The sequence below is a fragment of the Seohaeicola nanhaiensis genome, assembly GCF_042654245.1.
In the GTDB taxonomy this organism is placed as follows: Bacteria; Pseudomonadota; Alphaproteobacteria; order Rhodobacterales; family Rhodobacteraceae; genus Seohaeicola_A; species Seohaeicola_A nanhaiensis.
The window spans coordinates 498,317-519,542 of the sequence record NZ_JBHSGI010000005.1; the positions used below are offsets into that span (position 1 = coordinate 498,317).

Consider the following 21,226-nt stretch of genomic DNA (forward strand, 5'->3'; position numbering starts at 1 on the left):
TGCATCGCGACCGAGGTCAGTTCCGCCACAGATCCGGCGTCAGAAGCGCGATGATGGCAAGCATTTCAAGCCGCCCCAGCACCATCGCGCCCGCGAAGACCGCCTTGGCCATCGCGTTCAGCTCGATCAGCGAGATCGGGTCGGCAGCGCCGAATTCGGTCAGCGGCCCTGTCGTCGACAGCGCGGCGACGGCCAGCACCAGCGCGCTTTCGAAATCCGAACCGAGTGCCGCCAGGGCCGCGGCAATGACCGCCAGGGAAATCGCGAAGAGCATGAAGAAGATAAAGGCGTTCAGCGCGCCATGCCTCTGGATGCGGCTCGACTCCATCCCTTCGGCCGCGACCGACGACGGATGTACCAGGCGCTGCATCTCGCGCGTTCCGTTCAGATAGAGCGCGAAGACCCGCAGCAGCTTGACGCCGCCTGCCGTGGTCGCCACCCCGCCCCCGATCACCGCCAGCCCGAGCAGGATCATGCCCGGGGTCGCCAGCCCCGACCATTGCTGCGCCTCGGTCCAGTCGGCGCTGGCAAATCCCGTGGTGGTCAGGAAGGACAGCACGGTGAAGGTGGCCCCCCAATAGGCGCGCAGCGCCGACACGGCGTCTTCCGCCTCATTCGCCTCCAGCGCGCCGATCCAGTGACGCAGGAACAGCAGGATCGGCAAGACCAGCACCAGCAGAAGACCGATGCGGAATTCAGGGTCGCGGTCCAGCCGGGCATGGCCGCGCGCCACCGTATCGCTGGAGAAGGTCAGCCGCGATAGCGCGAAGAACATGAACAGGAACAGGATCGACTCGCCCGTCATGCCGGCACGGGCGCCTTCCATCCCGTCGACCGGCGATATGCCCGAGGTGGCCATCACCGACATCGCATGGCAGAGCGCCACCAGCGATCGTTCGCCAGCGATCAGCAGCAGGACCCAGACCGTCGCGGTCAGGCCGATGTAGATCGGCGCCAGCGTCAGCGTCGTGCGCGCCAGGCGATGTCTCGGATCGGCCCCCGGCCCGCGCATCGGGCCCGAAACCGCCCGCCCCGGCGCACCCTGCGAGGTCACCTCGAAGCCGCCAAGGCTGAGCGGTGCCAGAACCGCCGAGGCCGCGACCCACATCAGGAACCCACCCAGCCAGCCGACCTCGGCCCGCCACAGGTGCAGCGAGTCGTTCAGGCGCGAAGGCTCGAACAGGGTGGCCCCCGTGGTGGTCACGGCGCTCACCATCTCGACATAGGCGTTGAAGAAGGTGGTGGTCTTCAGCGCGTCATGAAAGGGCACGGCCAGAAACGCCGGCAGCAGCACGAAGGTGGCAAAGAGCGACAGCAACTGGCTGAGCGGGCTGTGCCGCGACGGGCGGCTGGCCATGGCCAGCGCGATCAGAGTCACCACGATAAGGCCCATCAGCCCGCCATAGAAGAACGAGCGCGCGGTGTCGTGATTGCGCTGGACCAGCGCATGCACCGCCGGCAGCCACATGGCAAGCGAGGATACGGCGCAAACCTGCAGAAACAGCGGCATCCGCAGCAGGGGTCCGGGTATGTACTGCCGCCGCATCCCTAGAAGAAGTCGATCGAGACCTGCAACAGGCGCTCGACCTCGCGCACGTCGTCGGCCATCGCAAACAGCGCGATCACGTCGCCCGCCTCGATCTTGAGCGTGCCAAGCGGACGCATCACCTCGCCGTTCTTCATCACGGCGCCGATCAGCACGCCCTCGGGAAAGTCGATGTCGCGCATGGTCTGACCCGCCAGCGGCGAGGTCGACATCACCTCGGCCTCGATCATCTCGGCCTCGGCGTCGCCGATGGAATAGACCTGACGCACGCGACCGTGGCGGATGTGGCGCAGGATCGAACTGACCGTGGTGGCGCGCGGGTTGATATAGGCGTCGATGCCCAGCGGCGCCATCAGCGGCACCAGCGTGGGATCGTTGATAAGAGCGATGGCAAAGGGGCAGCCCTCGGCCTTGGCGCGCACGGCGGCCAGCATGTTGGTCTTGTCGTCGTCGGTCACCGCCAGCATGGCGTCCGCCCGCGCGACACCCGCCTCGTTCAGCAGCGCGCTGTCCAGACCGTCGCCGTTCAGCACGATGGTGCGTTCCAGCGCTTCGGCCGCGCGTTCGGCGATGGCGCGGTTCATCTCGATGATCTTCGTCCGGGTCCGGCCCTGCCGCTGCTCCAACGCGCGGGCCACAGTCAGCCCGACATTGCCGCCGCCGACGATCACCACGCGGTCCTGCTTCTTCTGGGTCTTGCCGAAGATCTCCAGTGTGCGGGCCACGTCATCGGACTGGCAGAAGATATAGCAGTTGTCGCCCACGAAGATCTGGTCATCGGGTTCCGGCGCGAACAGCGTGCCGTCGCGGCGGATGCCCACGACAATCGAGCGCAGGGTCGAGAACAGATCGGTCAGCTGGCGCAGGGCGGTGTTCACCACCGGGCAGCTTTCGTCGATGGTAATGCCCAGCAGCTGGGCCTTGCCATCCATGAAGACCTCGGTGTCGAAGGCCGCCGGCGCGGCGAGCCGGCGCATCGCGGCCGCGGCGACTTCACGCTCGGGCGAGATCACCACATCGATCGGCAGGTGATCGCGGCGGTACAGGTCGGAATAGATCGCGTCGAGATAGGACTGGCTGCGCAGGCGGGCAATCTTGCGGTTCACCGAGAACACCGAGTGCGCCACCTGGCAGGTCACCATATTGACCTCGTCCGAATGGGTGGCGGCGATGATCATGTCGGCGTCGCGCGCCCCGGCCCGCTCCAGCACATTCGGATAGGAGGCAAAGCCGGCAATCCCCTGCACGTCCAGCGTTTCGGTGGCGCGGCGGACCAGATCGGCGTTGCTGTCCACGACGGTGACGTCGTTTCTTTCGCCCGACAGGTGCCTGGCGATCTGCCATCCCACCTGCCCCGCGCCGCAAATGATGACCTTCATGCCGTCCCGCCTCGTGGCTCCGGTTGTGGTGTCCTCCGCCGGAACCTTTGAATGACAGATGGGTTGAACAGGGTCAATTCAATTGTCAGAGCGCCGGGAAGGGTGCAGACTGCGATCATGAAAGCCGCTAAATCCCTTGTTCTTCTGTTTGCACTGGCCGCCTGCGCGCCTCTGTCGCTGTATTATCGTCCCGGGGTCAGCGTCGCCAAGCTCGAGACTGACCGCACCGCCTGTGAGGTCTCGGCGCTTCGCGATGCGCCGGTTGCGAACCAGATCCGGCAGGAACCTCCGATCTTCGTTCCAGGGCGCCAGGTCTGCGTACCCAACCGCGGCTGCGTCACGCAGCCAGGACACTGGCGCCAGGGCAGCATCTATACCGTCGACGTCAACAAGGGCCTGCGCGCGCGGGTGATGGACCATTGCATGGCGCAGAAGGGCTATCAGCCCGTGACCATCCCGCGCTGCGAAGGCGCCGTCGCCCAGGCGGCGCCCCAAGGGACGACCCGGGTACTGCCGAAACTCGACGAAAAGTCCTGCGCGGTCATGAACCGCGACGGAACCTGGCAGATCGTCACCACCCGCTAAACGCAGGTTTTTTTGCTAAGGAAAGGGTCCGAATTCCTCGCAGGAATTCGGCTCGTGTGTGATCGAAGCATATCCGGGGCGAATTCCCTGAAGGAATCCGCCTTAATCCGATTATTCCGCGGCTTCCGGGCTCATCTCGTCCAGATAGGCGATGCGCGCGCCCGATTTCGTCGTGGTCACCACCCCCAGCGACTTCAGCTTGCGATGCAACGCAGACCGCTCCATCCCGACAAAGCTGGCCGTGCGGCTGATGTTGCCGCCAAAGCGGTTGATCTGGGTCAGCAGATACTCCCGCTCGAAGGCCTCGCGCGCTTCGCGCAGCGGCAGGGTCGCCAGCGCGCCCGAGAGGACAACACGCCCCTCCTCGCTGCCGCCCTCGTGATCGGCCGGCAGTTCGCGCGCCTCGATGGGGCCGTGGCCCTCGCCCAGGATCAGAACGCGCTCGACCAGATTCTTGAGCTGGCGCACGTTGCCGGGCCAGGCCATCGTCTGCATCAGCGCCACCGCCTCGTCGCTCAGCGGCCGGATCGGCAGGCCCTGCGACGCGTTGCACTGGGCGATGAAAGCCTCGGCCAGCAACGGGATATCGTCGCGCCGTTCTTCCAGAGAGGGCACCGCGATCGGGACCACGTTCAGGCGGTGGAACAGTTCCTGCCGGAACCGGCCGGCGCGGATTTCCTCTTCCAGATCGCGGTTGGTCGACGAAATCACCCGCAGATCGACGCGCACCTTGTCATTGCCGCCGACGCGCTGGAACTGCTGGTCGACCAGCACCCGCAGGATCTTGGACTGGGTGCCGGTCGGCATGTCGGCCACCTCGTCGAAATAGACCACACCGCCATGCGCCTGTTCCAGCAGGCCCGGCTCGACGCCGCGCTCGGGCGATTCCCTGCCGAACAGCACTTCTTCCATCCGCGCCGGTTCGACGCCGGCGCAATTCACAGTGACGAAAGGCGCATTGGCGCGGTTCGAATGGGCGTGGATATAGCGTGCCGCGATCTCCTTGCCCGACCCCGCCGGCCCCGACAGCATGACCCGCCCGTTCGACTTGGTCACCTTGTCGAGCTGGCCGATCAGCGTGCGGAAGGCCGCGCTCTGCCCGATCATTTCGGCGGTCGTGACCTCGCGCCGCTTCAGTGAAGAGTTTTCGCGGCGCAGGCGCGAGGCCTCCATCGCGCGGCGGATCACCACCATGAGCTGGTCGATGTTGAAGGGTTTTTCGATGAAGTCGTAGGCGCCCTGCTTGATCGCGGCCACCGCGATCTCGATGTTGCCGTGGCCTGAAATGATGACCACCGGCACATCCGGGTTGTCGCGTTTCACCGCCTTGAGGATATCGATACCATCCATCCGGCTGTCCTTCAGCCAGATGTCCAGGATCATCAGCGCGGGCGGCTCGGTATTGATCGCCGCCATGCACTCGTCAGAATTGCCCGCAAGCCGGGTGGCGTATCCCTCGTCTTCCAGGATGTCCGAGACCAGTTCGCGGATGTCGCGTTCGTCGTCAACGATCAGTATATCACTCATGTCAATCCTGCTTCTTTTTCTAGTTTATTTGCCTCGTCTTTGACGGCCCCGGGCGATTTGGCGTCCCGGGCGGGTCCGGTCGGCAGCCGGATCACGGCCATCGCGCCGTGATGATGGTTGCCATCAAATACCGGAGCATCCTCGAGGGCGAGGCTGCCGCCATGTTCCTCGATGATCTTCTTTACGATGGGCAGGCCCAGGCCCGTCCCCTCGTTGCGTGTGGTCACATAGGGTTCGAACAGCCGCGCCCGGTCTTCGGGAAGGCCGATGCCGTTGTCCGCGATCGTGATCTCGCAATCGCTCGCACGCGGCTTCAGGGTCACCCGAATCTCGGGCACAAAGCCCTCGGGCGCACCCTTCTCGCGCAGGGTGCCGATGGCCTCGCCCGCGTTCTTGATCAGGTTGGTCAGCGCCTGACCGATCATCGTGGCGTCAAGATCGGCGACCAGCGGCCCTTCGGGCAGATCAGAGCGGAAGACGACATCGGGCTGGCCGGTCTGCTGCAAAAGCACGGCATCCCGCACCAGCCGGGCCAGATCTTCGCTGCGCCGGTCGGGTTCGGGCATCCGGGCGAACTTGGAGAACTCGTCAACGATGCGGCGCAAGTCGCCGGTCTGGCGGATGATGACATCGGTCATCGCTTCCAGCCGGTCGCTGTCGTCACCTACCATCGGACCGAACTTGCGCCGGATCCGCTCGGCCGAGAGCTGGATCGGCGTCAGCGGGTTCTTGATCTCATGCGCGATCCGCCGGGCCACGTCGCCCCAGGCCGCCATCCGCTGGGCGCTGACCAGATCGGTCACGTCGTCAAAGGCCACCACATAGCCTTCCAGCCGCCCGTCCTCGTTGCGCCGGGTCGCCATGCGCACCAGCAGGTTTTCCAGCCGTCCATTGCGCGACACCTTGACCTCGCCCTGCGCCACCTCCGTGCCCCCCGCGCGCAGAGACTGGAACAGCGGCCCGAATTCCGGGATCGCCACGGACAGCGCCAGCAACTGGCCCTCGCCCGACCAGTCCAGCAACCGTTCGGCCGAGCGATTGACGAAGGTCACGCGGCCCTCGGGATCGAGACCGACAACCCCCGACGTGACCGAGGACAGCACGGAATCGAACAGCCGCCGCCGACGCTCGATCTGGCGGGTGTTGTCCAGCAGCGTCTCGCGCTGGCCTTTCAGTTGCCGGGTCATCTGATTGAAGTAGCGCCCGAGCATGGAAATCTCGTCGTCGCCCTCTTCCTCGATGACCTGCACGTCCAGATCGCCGCCGCCGACCCTTTGCGCCGCCATCGTCAGCTGCCCGACCGGGCGCGACAGACGTTCGGCGAACCAGAGGCCCAGCCAGATCGCGGCCAGGATGAGGATCACCGCGAAACCGAGGTACAAGAGGCCGAATTCAAAGACGACGCGGCCCCGTTCGCTTTCCAGCTGCTGGTAAAGGCGAATGGTTTCCTTGGTCTCGTCCAGCAGGCTCAGGATCTGCCCATCGACCAGGCGGCTGACATAAAGAAAGCGGTCGACGAAGGCATCAAGCCGCACCAAAGCGCGGAATTCGTTGTTGCCCCAGTCCTGGATGATCGAGACGCCCTGATCGTTGGCCTCGGCGATCTGCTCCGGCGAGGGGTGCTCAAAGTCGAAGAGATACGACCCCTCGCCCCGCGCCCGGATTTCGCCGGTACCGTCGATCACATAGGCCTCTTTCAAGCCTCGCTGGATTTGCGGCTGGGCCTGGGTCAGCACCACGCGCAGTTCGGCATCCGACATGAAGACCGTGGAACGCCGCGCGGAATCGAGAAAACGGGCCAGCGCGGTCGCATCCTCGACCAGATCGTGTTGCTGTTCCGCTTCATAGGCCTGCGCCGCCGCGAGCGAGGAACCGACCACCCGGCTCACCCGATCCGAGAACCAGCCTTCGAGACCGATGTTGACGGTCATCCCGGCGAAGACAGCGACCGTGACTGTCGGGATCAATGCCAGCAGCGCAAAAACGCCAATAAGACGCAGGTGCAGGCGACTGCCGGCAGACTTGGCCCGCCGGGCCGCGATGATCCGGCCGAGATGGCCCAGGACCAACGTCGCAACGACAAGGATATAGACAAGATCGGCCAGCAGGACGAAGCGGAGGCCCATCGCCGAGGGGCCCCGGTCGAACACGCCGATGGCAAGGAAAGTGACAAAGGCCAGCACCGGCCCCAGGACGACCAGCCCGAGGGTTGCCGCGTTCTGGACACGGCGCGTCCGGCGCCACCGATTGAACGCCGGAATCATGCGATTATGCGACCGGGATACCACCCGCCGTCCTCATCCTGATGTGCTGCTCGAGCAGCGAGACCGCCAAAACGTCGTGGTCGGCACCGGCAAATCACCCGGCCGCCACGCTTCTGTGGCCTTTTTACATCAATTTACGGCGCCGTGTCACCTGAATATCGAGATCAGTGATCTTCTTGCGCAAAGTATTGCGGTTGATGCCAAGCAGATCGGCGCATTTCGCCTGATTTCCGCCCGTGGCCTCAAGCGCGATTTCGATGAGCGGGATCTCCATTTCCTTGAGGATCCGTCCGTAAAGCCCTGGCGGAGGAAGCATATTTCCGTGCAGGTCGAAATAGCGCTGAAGATGGCGCGCGACCGAGGCCGACAGCTTTTCGCCCTCGCCCTTGCCCAGCACCGGCTCGACCTCGGGCTGGTTCCCCAGCACCTGCTCTACCTCGGCACGGGTGATTTCTTCGGCGCGGCTGGTCAGGACCAGCCGACGGATGGCGTTTTCCAGCTGACGGACGTTGCCGGGCCAGCTGTAGACGCGGAACAGCTCCTCGGCCTGCGCGCCGAGGCGCCGCTTGGGCGCGCCTTCGCGTTCGGCGCGGGCCAGGAAGTGCTGCGCGAGCAGCGGAACGTCATCGACCCGTTCCCGCAGGGCCGGCACATGCAGCGTTGCGCCGCTGAGGCGGTAATAGAGATCGCGGCGCACATGCCCCGCCTCCATCGCCTGGGCAAGGTTGGTCTGGCTGGTTGCCATGAAGCGCGGGACGTGGTCCCCCGGCACATCCATCATGCGCACGATACGGGCCTGGATTTCGTCGTCGATGTCGGAAATCTCGTCGATGAGAAGCGAGCCGCCCTTGACCCGCGCCAACACGCGGGCCGGTCCTTCGAGCTCGCGCAGATCGGCCGCCGTGACGGTCACATAGGGCAAGGTCCGGCGGTCCGAGAAATCGTGAATCGCGCGTGCGATCAGGGACTTGCCCGTCCCGCTTTCACCCGAGATCAGGACCGGCAGGTCGGTGTTCATCACCCGCGCCACCAACCGGTAGAGCGCTTGCATCACGGGCGTGCGGCCAACCAGCGGCAGATCGTCCGGGCGTTCGTCCACCTCGACCCGCTTTTCGGCCGGGCGGTGGCGTTTCAGTTCCAGCGCGCGCGCCGTGCGTTTCATCAGGTCGGGCAGGTCGAAGGGCTTGGGCAGATAGTCATAGGCCTCGGCCTCGGCCGCCTGAATAGCGGTCATGATGGTGTTCTGAGCCGAAATCACGATCACCGGCAGGCCGGGACGGTCCTTTGCGATTTTCGGCAGCATTTCCAGGCCGTTGCCGTCCGGCATCATGACGTCAGAAATGACCACGTCGCCCTTCCCCTCGCCGACCCAGCGCATCAGCGTGGTCAGCGAACTGGTCGCATGCACCTTGCATCCCGCGCGGGTGAGCGCCTGGGTCAGAACCGTGCGGATCGTGCGGTCGTCATCAGCGACCAGAACAGTGCCGTCCATCAGGGGGCCTCCTCGGTAATCGTCCCCCGCGGCACACGCGGAAGGGACAGACGAAATACGGTGCGTCCGGGCTGCGAGGTGACGGAAATCCATCCCCCGTGGTCCGAGACGATCTTGCTGACCAGCGCCAGGCCCAGCCCGGTGCCGTTTTCGCGCCCCGACACGAAGGGGTCGAAAATCTCTTCACGGATGGTCTCGGGAATCCCGGGGCCGTCGTCGATGATCTCGATCTGGAGCGGCAGAGACTGGCCCGTCCCATCGGCCCGGCGCAGGCTGAAGGAATGTTCGAAGAAGGTATGAATCCGGATCGTTCCGCCCTTTGGGTCAGCGGCTTCGGAGGCGTTCTTCAGCAGGTTCAGCACCACCTGCAACAGCTGGTCGGGATCGCCATGGGCAAGCGGCAGCGAGGGGTCGTAATCCTCGATGATCTTCATATGGGCACCGAAACCCAACAGCGCCGACCGGCGCGCGCGGTCGAGAACGTCGTGGATGTTGACCGGTTTCAGGTCGGGCGTCAGCAGATTGCCGAACTGCTCGACCTGCTCCAGCAGCTTCACGATCCGGCGACTTTCGGCGACGATGAGATCCGTGAGTTCAAGATCTTCGGGTCCGAGGTTCATGCTGAGCAGTTGCGCCGCGCCGGTGATCCCTGCGAGCGGATTCTTGATTTCATGCGCCAGCATCTCGGCCATGCCGATGGCGGACTGCGCGGCGGATTTCACCGAATGGCTCTGGGTCATTCGCCCTGCCAGTTCACGCGGCGTGACCAGCAGGATCATCTGCCCCTCGGCGCCACTGAGCGGCGCGACCTGAAGCGCGCATTGCAGCGGCTCGCGCCCGCCTGCCGTGACGTTGACGTCATTCACGAAGAGCGGCGTGCTGCTGTCCCGCGCACGGGCAAAAGCGCCCTGGGTGGCCAGATCGACGTCGATCAGATGCCAGACCAGCCGCCCCGCCGCGCTGCGCATCGAGGTGTTCACGAACCCCTCGGCCGCCGGGTTGAGGCTGATCACATGGTCGTCCTGATCCACCAGCAGGGCCGGAACCGGAAGCGAGGCCCAAATTGTCGAATCCTCGGTCATGCCGCCACCGACGGGGTTTGGGTGACGGGCGCGTTCAGCGCTTCGGCGATCAGGCGCAGAACATCTGCCGGTGCCCGCGCCGTCAGAACCGCGCGGCGCAGACCGGCGGGCGTTCCGGCGGCGTCCATATACCAGCCGAGGTGTTTGCGCGCGACGCGCACCCCCAGATCGGCGCCGTAAAACCCAAGCATCGCCTCGTAATGCGCGCTCACCATCGCCGCCAGCGCAGCGCCTTCCGGCACGTCCGGCAACGGCGCGCCAAAGAGATCGGCAGCGATGCGCGCCAGTTGCCAGGGCCGACCTTGCGCGCCCCGCCCTATCATCACGCCCGCCGCTCCCGAGGCGGCCAGTGCCGCGCGGGCCGACTCGGTCCCCGTGATGTCGCCATTCGCAATGACCGGCACCGACACCGCCTCGACCACGCCCCGGATGGCCGCCCAGTCGGCGCGGCCGGTGTAGAACTGGCAGCGGGTGCGCCCGTGCACGGTGATCATCCGCACGCCGGCAGACTCGGCCCGCGCTGCGATCGCAGGCGCATTCAGCGCGTCGTGGTCCCAGCCCAGCCGCATCTTCAGCGTCACCGGCACCGAGACCGCGCCGACCACTGCCTCGATCAGCCGCAGCGCGTGGTCCGGCGTCTTCATCAGCGCCGATCCGGAATATCCGTTGGTTACCTTCTTGGCCGGGCATCCCATGTTGATGTCGATGATCGCCGCGCCGCTGTCCTCGACCAGCCGCGCGGCCTCGGCCATCCAGTGCGCCTCGCGCCCGGCGAGTTGGACCGCTGTATTCGCCACCTGCGCGCCCAGCTCGGCCTTTTCGCGGGTGCCGGGGCGCGCCTGGACCATCTCTTGGCTCGCCACCATCTCGGAGACGACCAGACCGGCCCAGAACCGCGAGACGAGATCCCGGAACGGACGGTCGGTGATCCCGGCCATGGGAGCGAGGAAGACCGGCGGATCGAGCTGATGGCTTCCGATGGTGACGTTCAACTGCCTAAACCTTGTGCATGAGTGATCCCTATCCAGCGCATCGGTCGGGCACAATGTCAGCCACCGGATTCGCGGACGCCGAATAGGCAACTGCCTGTTTTTTGGGCAGGCCGCAACGGGCAATTGCCTCGCGTGGTGGCAGCCCTTAGAGAGATGCGCAGAGACAGGCCGTTGCAAGGGACCAGACCGCCGATGACCACCGCCGCCCTGATCGTCGCCGCGGGACGCGGTCTGCGTGCCGGCGGCGGTCAGCCGAAACAGTGGCGGATGCTGGCCGGGCGACCGCTGGCCGAGCATACCATCGCCGCCTTCGAGGCCGCGCCCGGCATCGCGCGGATCGCCCTGGTGCTCCACCCCGACGACATGGCCGAGCGTCGCGCCGCATTCGAGGCGCGCGGCCTGATCGTGGCCGCCGGCGGTGCCGAACGCGCCGCATCGGTGCGGGCCGGGCTGGACGCGCTGGCCGCGGCCGGCGCGACACGGGTGCTGATTCACGACGCCGCGCGGCCCTGTGTCAGCCAGACGCTGATCGCCACGGTGATTGCGGCGCTGGAAGGCGGTGCGGCGGCGGCGGCCCCGGCGCTGGCGGTGAGCGATGCGCTCTGGACCGGCGCCGAGGGGCGGGTCACCGGCACGCGCGACCGTGACGGATTGTTCCGCGCGCAGACCCCGCAGGGATTCGATCTGGCCGCGATCCGCGCCGCGCATGATGCCCATCCGGGCGGTGCCGCCGACGATGTGGAGGTGGCACGGGCCCACGGCCTGGACGTGGCGATTCTGCCGGGCGAAGAAGACAATCTGAAAGTGACGCTGGCGCAGGATTTTTCCCGTGCCGAGAACATATTGCGAGGCAAAATGGATATCAGGCTGGGCAATGGATACGACGTGCACGCCTTCGGCCCGGGCGACCACGTGACGCTGTGCGGCGTGACCGTCCCCCATGGCCAAGGGCTGGTGGGCCATTCCGACGCCGATGTTGGAATGCATGCGGTGACCGATGCGATCTATGGCGCGCTGGCGCAGGGGGATATCGGCCGCCACTTTCCGCCCAGCGATCCGCAGTGGAAAGGAGCGGACAGCCGGGTCTTCCTGCGACATGCCGCCGAGCTTGCCCGCGAGATGGGTTTCACGCTCAGCAACGTTGATTGCACCCTGATCTGCGAAGCCCCCAAGATCGCCCCCCATGCCGAGGCGATGCGGGAAGCGATGGCCGCCGGGCTGGGAATCGAGCCGGCGCGCGTCTCGGTCAAGGCGACGACCTCCGAGCGGTTGGGCTTTACCGGCCGGGGCGAGGGCATCGCCGCCATCGCCACCGCCACGCTGGTGGCGGCATGAACGGCCTCGCGCAGGCCATCGCGACTGTCTTTGGCATCGGCTATCTGCGGCCTGCCCCCGGCACCTGGGGGGCGCTCGCCGCGCTGCCGCTGGTCTGGGCGCTGCATACTTTGGGCGGGTTCCCCGCGCTGCTGGCCGCGACGGCCGTAATTCTTGTGCTTGGCATCTGGGCGACTGCGGTCATGACGCGGGGCAGCGGCAATCACGACCCCTCCGAGATCGTCGTGGACGAGGTCGCGGGCCAGTTCATTGCGCTGCTGCCGGTGTCCTGGGCGGCTTGGCGAATGGGGTTGCCGGTCACCACGCTCTGGCCCGGCTGGGTCGCCGCCTTCGTGCTGTTCCGCCTGTTCGACATCTGGAAGCCGGGCCCGGTGGGCTGGGCCGACCGGCGCAACGACGCGACGGGCGTGATGCTGGACGACGTGATCGCAGGGGCACTGGCGGCGGCCGGGATGATGCTGCTCGCCGGCCTCTGGCACGGAGTGATGGGCCGATGAACGTCGCCTCCCTCCTGGAGGCCGCCCGCGCGAAGGGAATCCGCATCGCCACCGCCGAAAGCTGCACCGGCGGCATGGTTGCCGCCGCTCTGACCGATATCCCCGGTTCCTCCGATGTGGTCGAGCGCGGGTTCGTTACCTATTCCAACGCCGCGAAGATGGACCTGCTGGGCGTAATGAAGGCGACGCTCGACGCCCATGGCGCCGTGTCGGAAGAGGTCGCCCGCGAAATGGCCGAGGGGGCGCTGGCCCATGCCCCGGTGCAGCTCGCCGTGTCGATCACCGGCATCGCCGGCCCGGGCGGGTCGGAGTTCAAGCCCGAAGGGCGGGTTTGCTTCGGCCTTGCCGCGCGTGGCCGGCCCACGCAGGTGGAAACGGTGGAGTTCGGGGCCATCGGCCGGGCCCAGGTGCGGGCCGCAGCGCGAGACCACGCGCTGGACCTTCTCGTGAAGGCACTGACGCGCCCTTAGGCCAGAAAGTCAGCGAAGTCCGAGGCTTGCCCACCGCCGTTCAACCGAAGCCAGGCTTCTTCCGCATGGGATGGGCCGATCAGCGCTGCGGCTTTCGCCCGGATACGCGCCTCTCGGTCGGCAAGGCTCATCGGGGCGTCCAGATCGTGGCGCGCCTCAAGCCTCTGGCCATCGCGGCGCAGCACGCGCACCACGGATTCGGTCTCGCCCAGGCCCTCATCCTCGCGCACGCTGACCTTCCTCCGCGTCTCAATCAGGCGCGGATCGGCACAGGTGGCGTCGGCGTAGGAGGATAGATTCGCGGTATCGATGCCCAGAGCGCTCATTGCCATGACAGTCGTATAGCTGAACTTGGCGCCCAGACCGGTGGTGGGCGCGGGCTGGTTGCAGACGCTCATCCAGCGCGGATGGGTTGTCACCTCCAGTTCGGAGATTTCGGGCGCGGCGATATCCAGATCGCGCGCCGCCTCGAGCGCGGCGTGCAGCCCGTGACAGCAGGCATGAAACTTGTGGCTGACCGTTTCGAACAGCCATTCGTCGCCGAGACCGTCCAGGGCCTCATCGTCGGCCGAGCCATGGTGCGTCGCGCCGAAGCCGTAGGGGCCTTCCAGTGCGCCGGGATTTGCCACAAACCCCCGCGCCGCCAGCAGCGCGCATTCAAGCCCGCTCGCGGCTGCGATCCCGGCGTTATAGGGTTTGCCCATCGTGCCGAACTGCGCCTTCAGACCTGCCGCGCGGGTTGCCGTCAGCCCTAGGGCATGGGCCATGCGATCGGGCGTCAGGCCCAGCAGACGCCCCGCCGCCGCCGCCGCGCCAAAGGCGCCGGCCGTCGCGGTCTGATGGAATCCGGTCTGATAGTGGCTCCGCCCCAGCCACATGCCCACGCGAACCGACAACTCCATGCCGACCAGCGCCACGTCCAGCATTTCGGCCAGTGTCGCCCCGCGCAGCTCGGCCGCCGCCAGCGCCGCCGGAAAGACGCCAACCGACGGGTGGCCGATATGGGCGAAATGGGTGTCGTCGTAATCGAGCGCATGCGAAGTCGCGCCGTTGACCAGCGCCGCCGCCCGCGCGGGCAGCCGCGTCATGGTGCCAAAGACCGCCGCCTGCGATGCGCCTCCCTCTTCGAGCACCATCTCACGGGTGATGCGCGCCACCGGCTCTGTGCTGCCCGCGCGGCCGACGGCCAGCCAGTCGAGCGCCGACAGCCGGGCGACATGGCGCGCGGACGACGTAGGAGAAACCGGCAGGGCGGCGAAGCGGGACAGGGCATCGGTAAGTGTCATGGCGCCACACTACCGCCGCCGTGCGCGGCGACAAGGGGTCATCCGGCAGCGTCGGCGCAGGGCTTCTCGCCCGGCCAATAGAGCCAGCCCGCGCTGCGAAAGGCGCCCCAGACCGGCGCATAGGTCGTGACATAGATCCAGTCGCCCACATTCTCGTAGGCAAAGCTGACATAATCGCCCGGTCCGACCTGGCCGATGGCGTGGAACGGCTCGTAATAACCGGCGTAAAGCGGCGCCGCCGCGCCCGTCCATCCGAGACAGCCCCATTCCCCTTCGGTGCGGATCGGCAGAACGGTCAGCGCCTTGCGAAAAGCCATGTCCGGCATGTCCATCCAGGTGCGGTTCGTATCGACCTGGCAGCCGTGCTGCGCCTCGAGCGCGCGGATGCGCGCAACCTGCGCCTGGGCCGCCGGATCGAGCGAGATCTGGGTGCCAGTGCAGTCCGAATTGTCGAACAGCGCCGCGCCGAGCGGCGAGGAAAAGCAATAGCCGGCCCGGTCCATGATCAGGTTGCGGGTAAACCAGATGTCTTCACAGCCCGACTCGGCCATCAGCGGGCCGGGCAGAAACAGCAGGGTCAAGGCAAGCAAGCGCATGGCCAAAGTGTTGCCACGCCGCGCGCTTGCGTCAAGCGTTACCGTACAGTTGCGCTGCGCGGGTCTCGAAGGCCCGCACGATGCGCGTCATCGCCTCGTTGAAAACGACGCCGATCACCTTTTGCAGGATGGCGTTGCGGAATTCGAAATCGACATCGAAGGCAACCCTGCAGCCGCCCGTCTCGGGCGCGAAATCCCACCGCGACTTCAGATACTTGAACGGCCCGTCGAGATATTCCGTATCGATCCGCAGATCCTTGGGCCAGAGCGTCACCCGGCTGCCGAACCGCTCGCGGAACACCTTGAAGGAAATCACCAGGTCCGCCTCCATCACCTCGCGCTCCTCTTCCGCGCGGGTCGAGCGGATGCGCGCGGCGGCGCACCAGGGCAGGAATTCAGGGTATTTCGCGACATCAGCCACCAGGTCGTACATCTGTTCCGGCGTATAGGGCAGATGGCGGGTTTCGGCGTGGCGGGTCATGGGCGGCAGCGTTTTCTTTCCGTGACAGTGGCGCGTCATCTCCTATGATCGCGCCAAAAGATCAAGGGGACGATATGCCGGACAGGGCTTATGTGATCGACGAGATGATCTCGGCAAAGGCGATTGCCGCACGGATCGAGGCGCTGAGCCGGGACATCAAGGCGGAATTCGCCGGCACCGACAAGCTGGTCGTGGTGGGCCTGCTGCGCGGCAGTTTCGTCTTCATTGCCGACCTCGTGCGCGAGCTGGATCTTCCGATCGAGGTCGATTTTCTCGAGGCCTCGTCTTACGGCAACGCGACGGAAAGCAGCCGCGAGGTGCGTATCCTCAAGGACCTGCGCGGCGCGATCGAAGGACGCGACGTGCTGGTCGTCGAGGATATCGTGGATACGGGACATACCCTCAAGCATGTGCTGGCGCTGCTGAAAAGCCGCAAACCGCGCAAACTGAAATCCATCGCCCTGCTCGACAAGCCGTCGCGGCGCGAGGCCGACGTTCGGGCTGACTGGATCGGCTTCGAAATCCCCGACGAATTCGTCGTCGGCTATGGCATCGACTTCGCGCAGCGCAACCGCAACCTCGCCCATATCGGCAAGGTGCGCTTTACCGAGTGACAAGGGACGGGTTTTCCCGGCACGCAAAACTTACCAAAATCCTTGCAGGATTTCGTGGTGACCCCATCTCGGTCACCTTTACGGCCTAGGGGGCTGGCGTTTTCTGCGCCTGCACTGTATGCGCCGCGCAACACATCCCACAAAAGGCCGAACCATGGATCTGCGCAACATCGCGATCATCGCACACGTCGACCACGGCAAGACCACCCTGGTCGATGCCATGCTCAAGCAATCCGGCGCGTTCCGGGAAAACCAGGCCGTCGCCGAACGGGCGATGGATTCCAACGACCTCGAACGTGAACGCGGCATCACCATTCTGGCCAAGGCGACCTCGGTCGAATGGAAGGGTGTGCGCATCAATATCGTCGACACGCCCGGCCACGCCGATTTCGGCGGCGAGGTGGAGCGCATCCTGTCGATGGTCGATGGCGTCGTCCTTCTGGTGGACGCGGCCGAAGGCCCGATGCCCCAGACCAAATTCGTCACCTCCAAGGCACTGGCCCTGGGCCTGCGCCCCATCGTCGTGCTGAACAAGGTCGACAAGCCCGATGCCGAGCCCGACCGGGCGCTGGACGAATGTTTCGACCTTTTCGCCAACCTCGGCGCCAACGACCAGCAGCTTGATTTTCCGCATCTCTACGCCTCCGGCCGTGCCGGCTGGGCCGATGACTCGCTGGAAGGTGCGCGCAAGGACCTGTCGGCCCTGTTCGACCTGATCCTTGAACATGTGCCTGCACCGTCGCAGGTCGCCCGACGGGACGAGCCCTTCTCGATGCTGGCGACCACGCTGGCCGCCGACCCCTTCATCGGTCGGATCCTGACCGGACGTGTCGAGACCGGCACGCTGCGCGCTGGCGCCAGCGTCAAGGCGCTCGGCCGGGACGGCGAGATCATCGAGACCTTCCGGGTCTCCAAGATCCTCGCCTTCCGCGGCTTGTCGCAAAGCGCCATCGACGTCGCCGAGGCCGGCGATATCGTCACTCTTGCCGGCATGAGCAAGGCGACCGTGGCCGATACCATCGCCGCCCCCGAGATCACCGTGCCGATCCCGGCCCAGCCGATCGACCCGCCGACCATCACCGTGACCTTCGGCATCAATGATTCGCCGCTGGCGGGACGGGACGGCAAGAAGGTGCAGTCGCGGGTGATCCGCGACCGGCTGATGAAGGAATCGGAAAGCAACGTCGCCATCCACGTCGCCGACACCCCCGGCGGCGAGGCGTTCGAAGTTTCGGGCCGCGGCGAACTTCAGATGGGCGTGTTGATCGAAAACATGCGCCGCGAAGGCTTCGAGTTGTCGATCTCGCGCCCGCAGGTGATCCTTCGCGACGAGGGCGGCCAGCGGATGGAGCCCATCGAGGAAGTCACCATTGACGTCGACGACGACTATTCGGGCGTGGTGATCGAAAAGATCACCGGCACCCGCAAGGGCGAACTGGTCGAGATGAAGCCCGCGGGCGTCGGCAAGACGCGGATCATCGCGCTGGTCCCGTCCCGTGGACTGATCGGCTATCACGGCGAATTCCTGACCGACACGCGTGGCACCGGCGTTCTGAACCGCGTCTTCCACAGCTGGGCGCCCTACAAGGGCGCCATCCCGGGCCGCCGTGCGGGCGTGCTGATCTCGATGGAGAACGGCGTTTCGGTGGCCTATGCGCTCTGGAACCTGGAAGAGCGTGGCCGGCTGTTCATCGGCGCGCAGGAACAGATCTACGAGGGCATGATCATCGGCGAGCATTCGCGCGACAACGATCTGGAAGTGAACCCGCTCAAGGGCAAGAAGCTGACCAACATCCGCGCCTCGGGCACGGACGAGGCAGTGCGCCTGACGACGCCGATCACCATGACGCTGGAACAGGCCATCGCCTATATCGACGACGACGAACTGGTCGAGGTCACGCCGAACTCGATCCGGCTGCGCAAGCGTCACCTGGACCCGCACGAACGCAAGCGGGCGTCCAAGGCAGCGTCCTGACAAGACAACAGGCCGGGGCATCGACCCCGGCCTTTCTCTTTAGCCCGCCTGCGGCTATTTACTCGCTGGTCTCGACGATCATCAGTTCACGCTCGGACGCGCCGCGGGCATGGTTCAACGCCGCCTGATACGTCTCTGACTTGTAACAGGCTTCCGCCGCCTCGACCGACGGGAAGGTCGCCACGACGTTACGCGGCCGCGCTCGGCCTTCGAGCTGAACAAAACGCCCGCCCCGCGCGATGAACTTGCCGCCGTGGGCCGCAATCGCCTCGGTCGCGAGTTTGGCGTATTTCGAATATGCCTCGTCATCCGTCACGGTGACATGGGCGATCCAGAGTGCCGGCATCCTATCCTCCGATGACCGCTTCGGCGGCCTTGATCGCTGCGTCGGCGTTCGCGGCATCTGCGCCGCCACCTTGCGCCATGTCGGGCCGCCCGCCGCCACCTTTGCCGCCCAGCTTCTCGACCGCGGCACGCACCAGGTCGACGGCCGAGACCTTGTCGGTCAGGTCGCCAGTGACACCCGCCGCCACGGCGGCCTTGCCGCCGGTATCGGCGATCAACAGAACCGCGCCCGACCCCAGCCGCGCCTTGTGCTCGTCGATCAGGGCCGGCAGGTCCTTGCCCGAGACGCCACTCAGCACTTGGGCATGGAAGGCCACGCCGTTGACCGTTTTCGCTTCGGGGCCGGTCGCGCTGCCGCCCATGGCCAGCTCGCGGCGCAGCTGCGCCACTTCGTTCGTCAGCGCGCGCCGTTCGTCCATCAACGCCTTGAGACGGCTCAGCACCTCGTCGCGACCGACCTTCAGCAGCGACTCGACCTCGGCCAGACGCGCATCGCGTGCGCGCAGCTCGCCCAGGGCCGCCTCGCCGGTCAGCGCCTCGATCCGCCGCACGCCGGCGGAAGAGGCCGATTCGGAGGTCAGGACAAAAGCGCCGATGTCGCCCGTTCGGACAACGTGAGTGCCGCCGCAAAGCTCCAGCGAATAGGTGTCGCGGTTGGCGCCCTTGCCGGTATCGGCGCGACCCATCGAGACCACGCGCACCTCGTCGCCGTATTTCTCGCCGAACAGCGCCTGAGCGCCAAGCGCCCGTGCGTCGTCGGGCGACATGATCCGGGTTTCGACCGGCGAATTCTGGCGGATATAGGTGTTCACCTCGCGCTCGACCCCGTCCAGCTCTTCACGGCTGAGCGCCTTGTTGTGGCTGAAGTCAAAGCGCAGACGGTCGGCCGCGTTGAGCGAGCCGCGTTGTGCGACGTGTTCGCCCAACGCCTGCCGCAGCGCCTCGTGCAGCAGGTGCGTGGCCGAATGGTTGGCCCGGATCGCCGTTCGCCGGGCGTGATCGACCTCCAGCGTTGCCGCCTGGCCCTTCGTGATCTGGCCCTCGGTCACTTCCGCGATGTGCACGAAGACGCCCGCCGCCTTCTTGGTGTCGCTCACCCGAGCCAGACCGGTTTCCGTGCGGATCAGACCGGTGTCGCCGACCTGCCCCCCGCTCTCGGCGTAGAAGGGCGTCTGGTTCAGCGCGATCATCACCGACTGCCCCTCGCCCGCCTTTTCGATACGCTCGCCGCCTGAAACCAGCGCCACGATCTGGCCCTCGGCCGTCTCGGTGTCATAGCCCAGGAAATCGGTGGTGCCGGCGGTCTCGGCCACGTCGTACCAGACGGTCGATTCCGCCGCCTCGCCCGACCCAGCCCAGGCCGCGCGCGCCTGCGCTTTCTGGGCTGCCATCGCGGCATCAAAACCGGCGGTCGCCACGGTCATGCCCTTCTCGCGCAGCGCATCCTGCGTGAGGTCGAGCGGGAAACCATAGGTGTCATACAGCTTGAACGCCGTTTCGCCCGGAAGCTCCTTGCCATCCAGCGCCGCGACCTCGTCATCAAGCAGCTTAAGCCCGCGGTCGAGCGTCGCCTTGAAACGGGTTTCCTCCAGCTTCAGCGTTTCCTCGATCAGCGCCTGGGCGCGGCTGAGTTCCGGATAGGCGGCCCCCATCTGGCGCACGAGCGCGGGGACCAGCCGGTACATCAGCGGATCCTTGGCGCCCAGCAGGTGCGCGTGACGCATCGCACGCCGCATGATCCGGCGCAGCACATAGCCGCGCCCGTCGTTGCTTGGCATGACACCATCGGCCATCAGGAAAGAGGTCGACCGCAGGTGGTCGGCAATCACCCGGTGGTGCACCTTGCCCGGCCCGTCCGGATCGGTCGATGTGGCATTTGCGCTGGCCTCGATCAGCGAGCGGATCAGGTCGGTGGCATAGTTGTCGTTCGTGCCCTGCAACAGCGCGGCCACCCGTTCGATCCCCATGCCGGTGTCGATGCTCTGCGCCGCCAGTTCGCGGCGGCTGCCATCCTCGAACTGCTCGTATTGCATGAAGACCAGGTTCCAGATCTCGACAAAGCGGTCACCGTCCTCTTCCGGCGTCCCCGGAGGGCCGCCCCAGTATTTGTCGCCGTGGTCATAGAAGATTTCGGTGCAGGGGCCGCAGGGACCGGTCGGCCCCATCATCCAGAAGTTGTCATTGGTGGCGATGCGGATGATCCGGCTTTCGGGCACGCCAACCTTCTTCCAGATCTCGGCCGCCTCGTCATCGGTGTGATAGACGGTGACATAAAGCCGGCTCTTGTCGATGCCGAAATCCTTGGTGATCAGCTCCCAGGCGAAGGGGATCGCTTCGGACTTGAAATAATCCCCGAACGAGAAGTTCCCGAGCATCTCGAAGAAGGTGTGATGGCGCGCGGTATAGCCGACGTTGTCGAGGTCATTGTGCTTGCCCCCGGCGCGCACGCACTTCTGCGCCGTGGTCGCACGCTTGTAGTCGCGTGTCTCCACCCCGGTGAACAGGTTCTTGAACTGCACCATGCCGGAGTTGGTGAACATCAGCGTCGGGTCGTTGCGCGGCACCAGCGGGCTGCTGGCCACGACCCGGTGACCCTGGCGTTCAAAATAGCCAAGGAAGGTGGACCGGATGTCGTTCAGGGTGATCATTTGGCTCGGGCTCTGGATTGCGGGTTGGTGTGGTTTATCCCCCCGCCCCGGCCCTGTCCACAGGCAGGCGCGGCAACCTCGCAAAACGCAGCGGGCAGGCCCCGAGGCCTGC

Annotated in this window: 18 protein-coding genes; 6 read left to right on the plus strand and 12 right to left on the minus strand. The window is 66.0% G+C overall.

Features of this window, described 5'->3' with window-relative positions; all coding sequences use genetic code 11:
- Positions 1–16: 16 nt before the first annotated feature.
- Positions 17–1,510, minus strand: a complete 1,494-nt coding sequence (locus ACFO5X_RS09800; RefSeq protein WP_380717205.1) for a TrkH family potassium uptake protein — start codon at positions 1,508–1,510, stop codon at positions 17–19.
- 38 nt (positions 1,511–1,548) lie between these two features.
- Complete coding sequence (gene trkA / locus ACFO5X_RS09805; RefSeq protein WP_380717206.1) at positions 1,549–2,925, minus strand: Trk system potassium transporter TrkA; 1,377 nt, start codon at positions 2,923–2,925, stop codon at positions 1,549–1,551.
- Between the two features lie 117 nt (positions 2,926–3,042).
- On the opposite strand from trkA, the gene ACFO5X_RS09810 reads away from it, so the two are divergent.
- Positions 3,043–3,510 carry a hypothetical protein gene (locus ACFO5X_RS09810; protein WP_380717207.1) on the plus strand — a complete coding sequence of 156 codons (468 nt, stop codon included), beginning with the start codon at positions 3,043–3,045 and terminating at the stop codon, positions 3,508–3,510.
- A gap of 111 nt (positions 3,511–3,621) precedes the next feature.
- Here the strand turns inward: ACFO5X_RS09810 and ntrX are convergent, their stop codons facing one another.
- The 5 genes from ntrX to dusB all read right to left on the minus strand — a co-directional run bounded on the left by ntrX (position 3,622) and on the right by dusB (position 10,867).
- Positions 3,622–5,037, minus strand: coding sequence for a nitrogen assimilation response regulator NtrX (gene ntrX, locus ACFO5X_RS09815; protein WP_380717208.1), 1,416 nt, complete (start codon positions 5,035–5,037; stop codon positions 3,622–3,624).
- Complete coding sequence (locus ACFO5X_RS09820) at positions 5,034–7,325, minus strand: sensor histidine kinase NtrY-like (protein ID WP_380717209.1); 2,292 nt, start codon at positions 7,323–7,325, stop codon at positions 5,034–5,036. Before ACFO5X_RS09820 ends, ntrX begins: the two co-directional genes overlap by 4 nt.
- A gap of 100 nt (positions 7,326–7,425) precedes the next feature.
- Complete coding sequence (locus tag ACFO5X_RS09825) at positions 7,426–8,793, minus strand: response regulator (RefSeq protein ID WP_380717210.1); 1,368 nt, start codon at positions 8,791–8,793, stop codon at positions 7,426–7,428.
- Positions 8,793–9,875 (minus strand): two-component system sensor histidine kinase NtrB, encoded by a 1,083-nt coding sequence (locus ACFO5X_RS09830; RefSeq protein ID WP_380717212.1) that lies wholly within the window; start codon positions 9,873–9,875, stop codon positions 8,793–8,795. Before ACFO5X_RS09830 ends, ACFO5X_RS09825 begins: the two co-directional genes overlap by 1 nt.
- Positions 9,872–10,867 carry a tRNA dihydrouridine synthase DusB gene (dusB, locus tag ACFO5X_RS09835; RefSeq protein ID WP_380717213.1) on the minus strand — a complete coding sequence of 332 codons (996 nt, stop codon included), beginning with the start codon at positions 10,865–10,867 and terminating at the stop codon, positions 9,872–9,874. The genes ACFO5X_RS09830 and dusB overlap by 4 nt, the downstream gene beginning before the upstream one ends.
- A gap of 192 nt (positions 10,868–11,059) precedes the next feature.
- Between dusB and ACFO5X_RS09840 the strand changes: the two genes are divergently transcribed.
- From ACFO5X_RS09840 to ACFO5X_RS09850, 3 genes are read left to right on the plus strand one after another with little or no spacing between them, the layout of a single operon-like run.
- Entirely contained in the window at positions 11,060–12,202 is a 1,143-nt protein-coding gene (locus ACFO5X_RS09840; protein WP_380717214.1) for a bifunctional 2-C-methyl-D-erythritol 4-phosphate cytidylyltransferase/2-C-methyl-D-erythritol 2,4-cyclodiphosphate synthase, read from the plus strand.
- Complete coding sequence (locus ACFO5X_RS09845; protein WP_380717215.1) at positions 12,199–12,699, plus strand: phosphatidylglycerophosphatase A family protein; 501 nt, start codon at positions 12,199–12,201, stop codon at positions 12,697–12,699. The genes ACFO5X_RS09840 and ACFO5X_RS09845 overlap by 4 nt, the downstream gene beginning before the upstream one ends.
- The gene (locus ACFO5X_RS09850) at positions 12,696–13,169 is read left to right on the plus strand and encodes a CinA family protein (RefSeq protein WP_380717216.1); all 474 of its coding nucleotides are present in this window, start codon (positions 12,696–12,698) and stop codon (positions 13,167–13,169) included. The genes ACFO5X_RS09845 and ACFO5X_RS09850 overlap by 4 nt, the downstream gene beginning before the upstream one ends.
- Here ACFO5X_RS09850 and ACFO5X_RS09855 read toward each other — a convergent pair.
- The 3 genes from ACFO5X_RS09855 to ACFO5X_RS09865 are packed head-to-tail and all read right to left on the minus strand — an operon-like array spanning position 13,166 to position 15,532.
- Positions 13,166–14,455, minus strand: a complete 1,290-nt coding sequence (locus tag ACFO5X_RS09855) for an MmgE/PrpD family protein (RefSeq protein WP_380717217.1) — start codon at positions 14,453–14,455, stop codon at positions 13,166–13,168. The two genes, ACFO5X_RS09850 and ACFO5X_RS09855, sit on opposite strands and share 4 nt — an antisense overlap.
- Positions 14,456–14,493: 38 nt before the next feature.
- Positions 14,494–15,051: a DUF4453 domain-containing protein gene (locus tag ACFO5X_RS09860; protein WP_380717218.1), complete on the minus strand. Its 558-nt coding sequence runs from the start codon at positions 15,049–15,051 to the stop codon at positions 14,494–14,496.
- A gap of 31 nt (positions 15,052–15,082) precedes the next feature.
- Positions 15,083–15,532: a type II toxin-antitoxin system RatA family toxin gene (locus tag ACFO5X_RS09865; RefSeq protein WP_380717219.1), complete on the minus strand. Its 450-nt coding sequence runs from the start codon at positions 15,530–15,532 to the stop codon at positions 15,083–15,085.
- A gap of 74 nt (positions 15,533–15,606) precedes the next feature.
- Here ACFO5X_RS09865 and hpt point away from each other — a divergent pair, with 74 nt between their 5' ends.
- Both hpt and typA read left to right on the plus strand, forming a co-directional pair.
- Positions 15,607–16,146 (plus strand): hypoxanthine phosphoribosyltransferase, encoded by a 540-nt coding sequence (gene hpt / locus ACFO5X_RS09870; RefSeq protein ID WP_380717220.1) that lies wholly within the window; start codon positions 15,607–15,609, stop codon positions 16,144–16,146.
- A gap of 154 nt (positions 16,147–16,300) precedes the next feature.
- Positions 16,301–18,121 carry a translational GTPase TypA gene (gene typA / locus ACFO5X_RS09875; RefSeq protein ID WP_380717221.1) on the plus strand — a complete coding sequence of 607 codons (1,821 nt, stop codon included), beginning with the start codon at positions 16,301–16,303 and terminating at the stop codon, positions 18,119–18,121.
- Between the two features lie 58 nt (positions 18,122–18,179).
- On the opposite strand, the gene ACFO5X_RS09880 is transcribed toward typA, so the two are convergent.
- Both ACFO5X_RS09880 and alaS read right to left on the minus strand, forming a co-directional pair.
- Complete coding sequence (locus ACFO5X_RS09880; protein WP_380717222.1) at positions 18,180–18,467, minus strand: DUF1330 domain-containing protein; 288 nt, start codon at positions 18,465–18,467, stop codon at positions 18,180–18,182.
- A 1-nt stretch (position 18,468) separates the two neighbouring features.
- Positions 18,469–21,114 carry an alanine--tRNA ligase gene (gene alaS, locus ACFO5X_RS09885; protein WP_380717223.1) on the minus strand — a complete coding sequence of 882 codons (2,646 nt, stop codon included), beginning with the start codon at positions 21,112–21,114 and terminating at the stop codon, positions 18,469–18,471.
- Positions 21,115–21,226: the final 112 nt, after the last annotated feature.

Excerpts from the sequence above, each read along its gene's own strand:
- trkA (WP_380717206.1), bottom strand. The coding sequence starts at position 2,925 with ATGAAGGTCATCATTTGCGGCGCGGGGCAGGTGGGATGGCAGATCGCC.
- ACFO5X_RS09855 (WP_380717217.1), bottom strand. The coding sequence starts at position 14,455 with ATGACACTTACCGATGCCCTGTCCCGCTTCGCCGCCCTGCCGGTTTCT.
- ACFO5X_RS09850 (WP_380717216.1), top strand. The coding sequence starts at position 12,696 with ATGAACGTCGCCTCCCTCCTGGAGGCCGCCCGCGCGAAGGGAATCCGC.
- ACFO5X_RS09880 (WP_380717222.1), bottom strand. The coding sequence starts at position 18,467 with ATGCCGGCACTCTGGATCGCCCATGTCACCGTGACGGATGACGAGGCA.
- ACFO5X_RS09860 (WP_380717218.1), bottom strand. The coding sequence starts at position 15,051 with ATGCGCTTGCTTGCCTTGACCCTGCTGTTTCTGCCCGGCCCGCTGATG.
- ACFO5X_RS09830 (WP_380717212.1), bottom strand. The coding sequence starts at position 9,875 with ATGACCGAGGATTCGACAATTTGGGCCTCGCTTCCGGTTCCGGCCCTG.
- alaS (WP_380717223.1), bottom strand. The coding sequence starts at position 21,114 with ATGATCACCCTGAACGACATCCGGTCCACCTTCCTTGGCTATTTTGAA.
- ACFO5X_RS09810 (WP_380717207.1), top strand. The coding sequence starts at position 3,043 with ATGAAAGCCGCTAAATCCCTTGTTCTTCTGTTTGCACTGGCCGCCTGC.
- ntrX (WP_380717208.1), bottom strand. The coding sequence starts at position 5,037 with ATGAGTGATATACTGATCGTTGACGACGAACGCGACATCCGCGAACTG.
- ACFO5X_RS09845 (WP_380717215.1), top strand. The coding sequence starts at position 12,199 with ATGAACGGCCTCGCGCAGGCCATCGCGACTGTCTTTGGCATCGGCTAT.
- ACFO5X_RS09865 (WP_380717219.1), bottom strand. The coding sequence starts at position 15,532 with ATGACCCGCCACGCCGAAACCCGCCATCTGCCCTATACGCCGGAACAG.
- ACFO5X_RS09840 (WP_380717214.1), top strand. The coding sequence starts at position 11,060 with ATGACCACCGCCGCCCTGATCGTCGCCGCGGGACGCGGTCTGCGTGCC.
- typA (WP_380717221.1), top strand. The coding sequence starts at position 16,301 with ATGGATCTGCGCAACATCGCGATCATCGCACACGTCGACCACGGCAAG.
- hpt (WP_380717220.1), top strand. The coding sequence starts at position 15,607 with ATGCCGGACAGGGCTTATGTGATCGACGAGATGATCTCGGCAAAGGCG.
- ACFO5X_RS09825 (WP_380717210.1), bottom strand. The coding sequence starts at position 8,793 with ATGGACGGCACTGTTCTGGTCGCTGATGACGACCGCACGATCCGCACG.
- ACFO5X_RS09800 (WP_380717205.1), bottom strand. The coding sequence starts at position 1,510 with ATGCCGCTGTTTCTGCAGGTTTGCGCCGTATCCTCGCTTGCCATGTGG.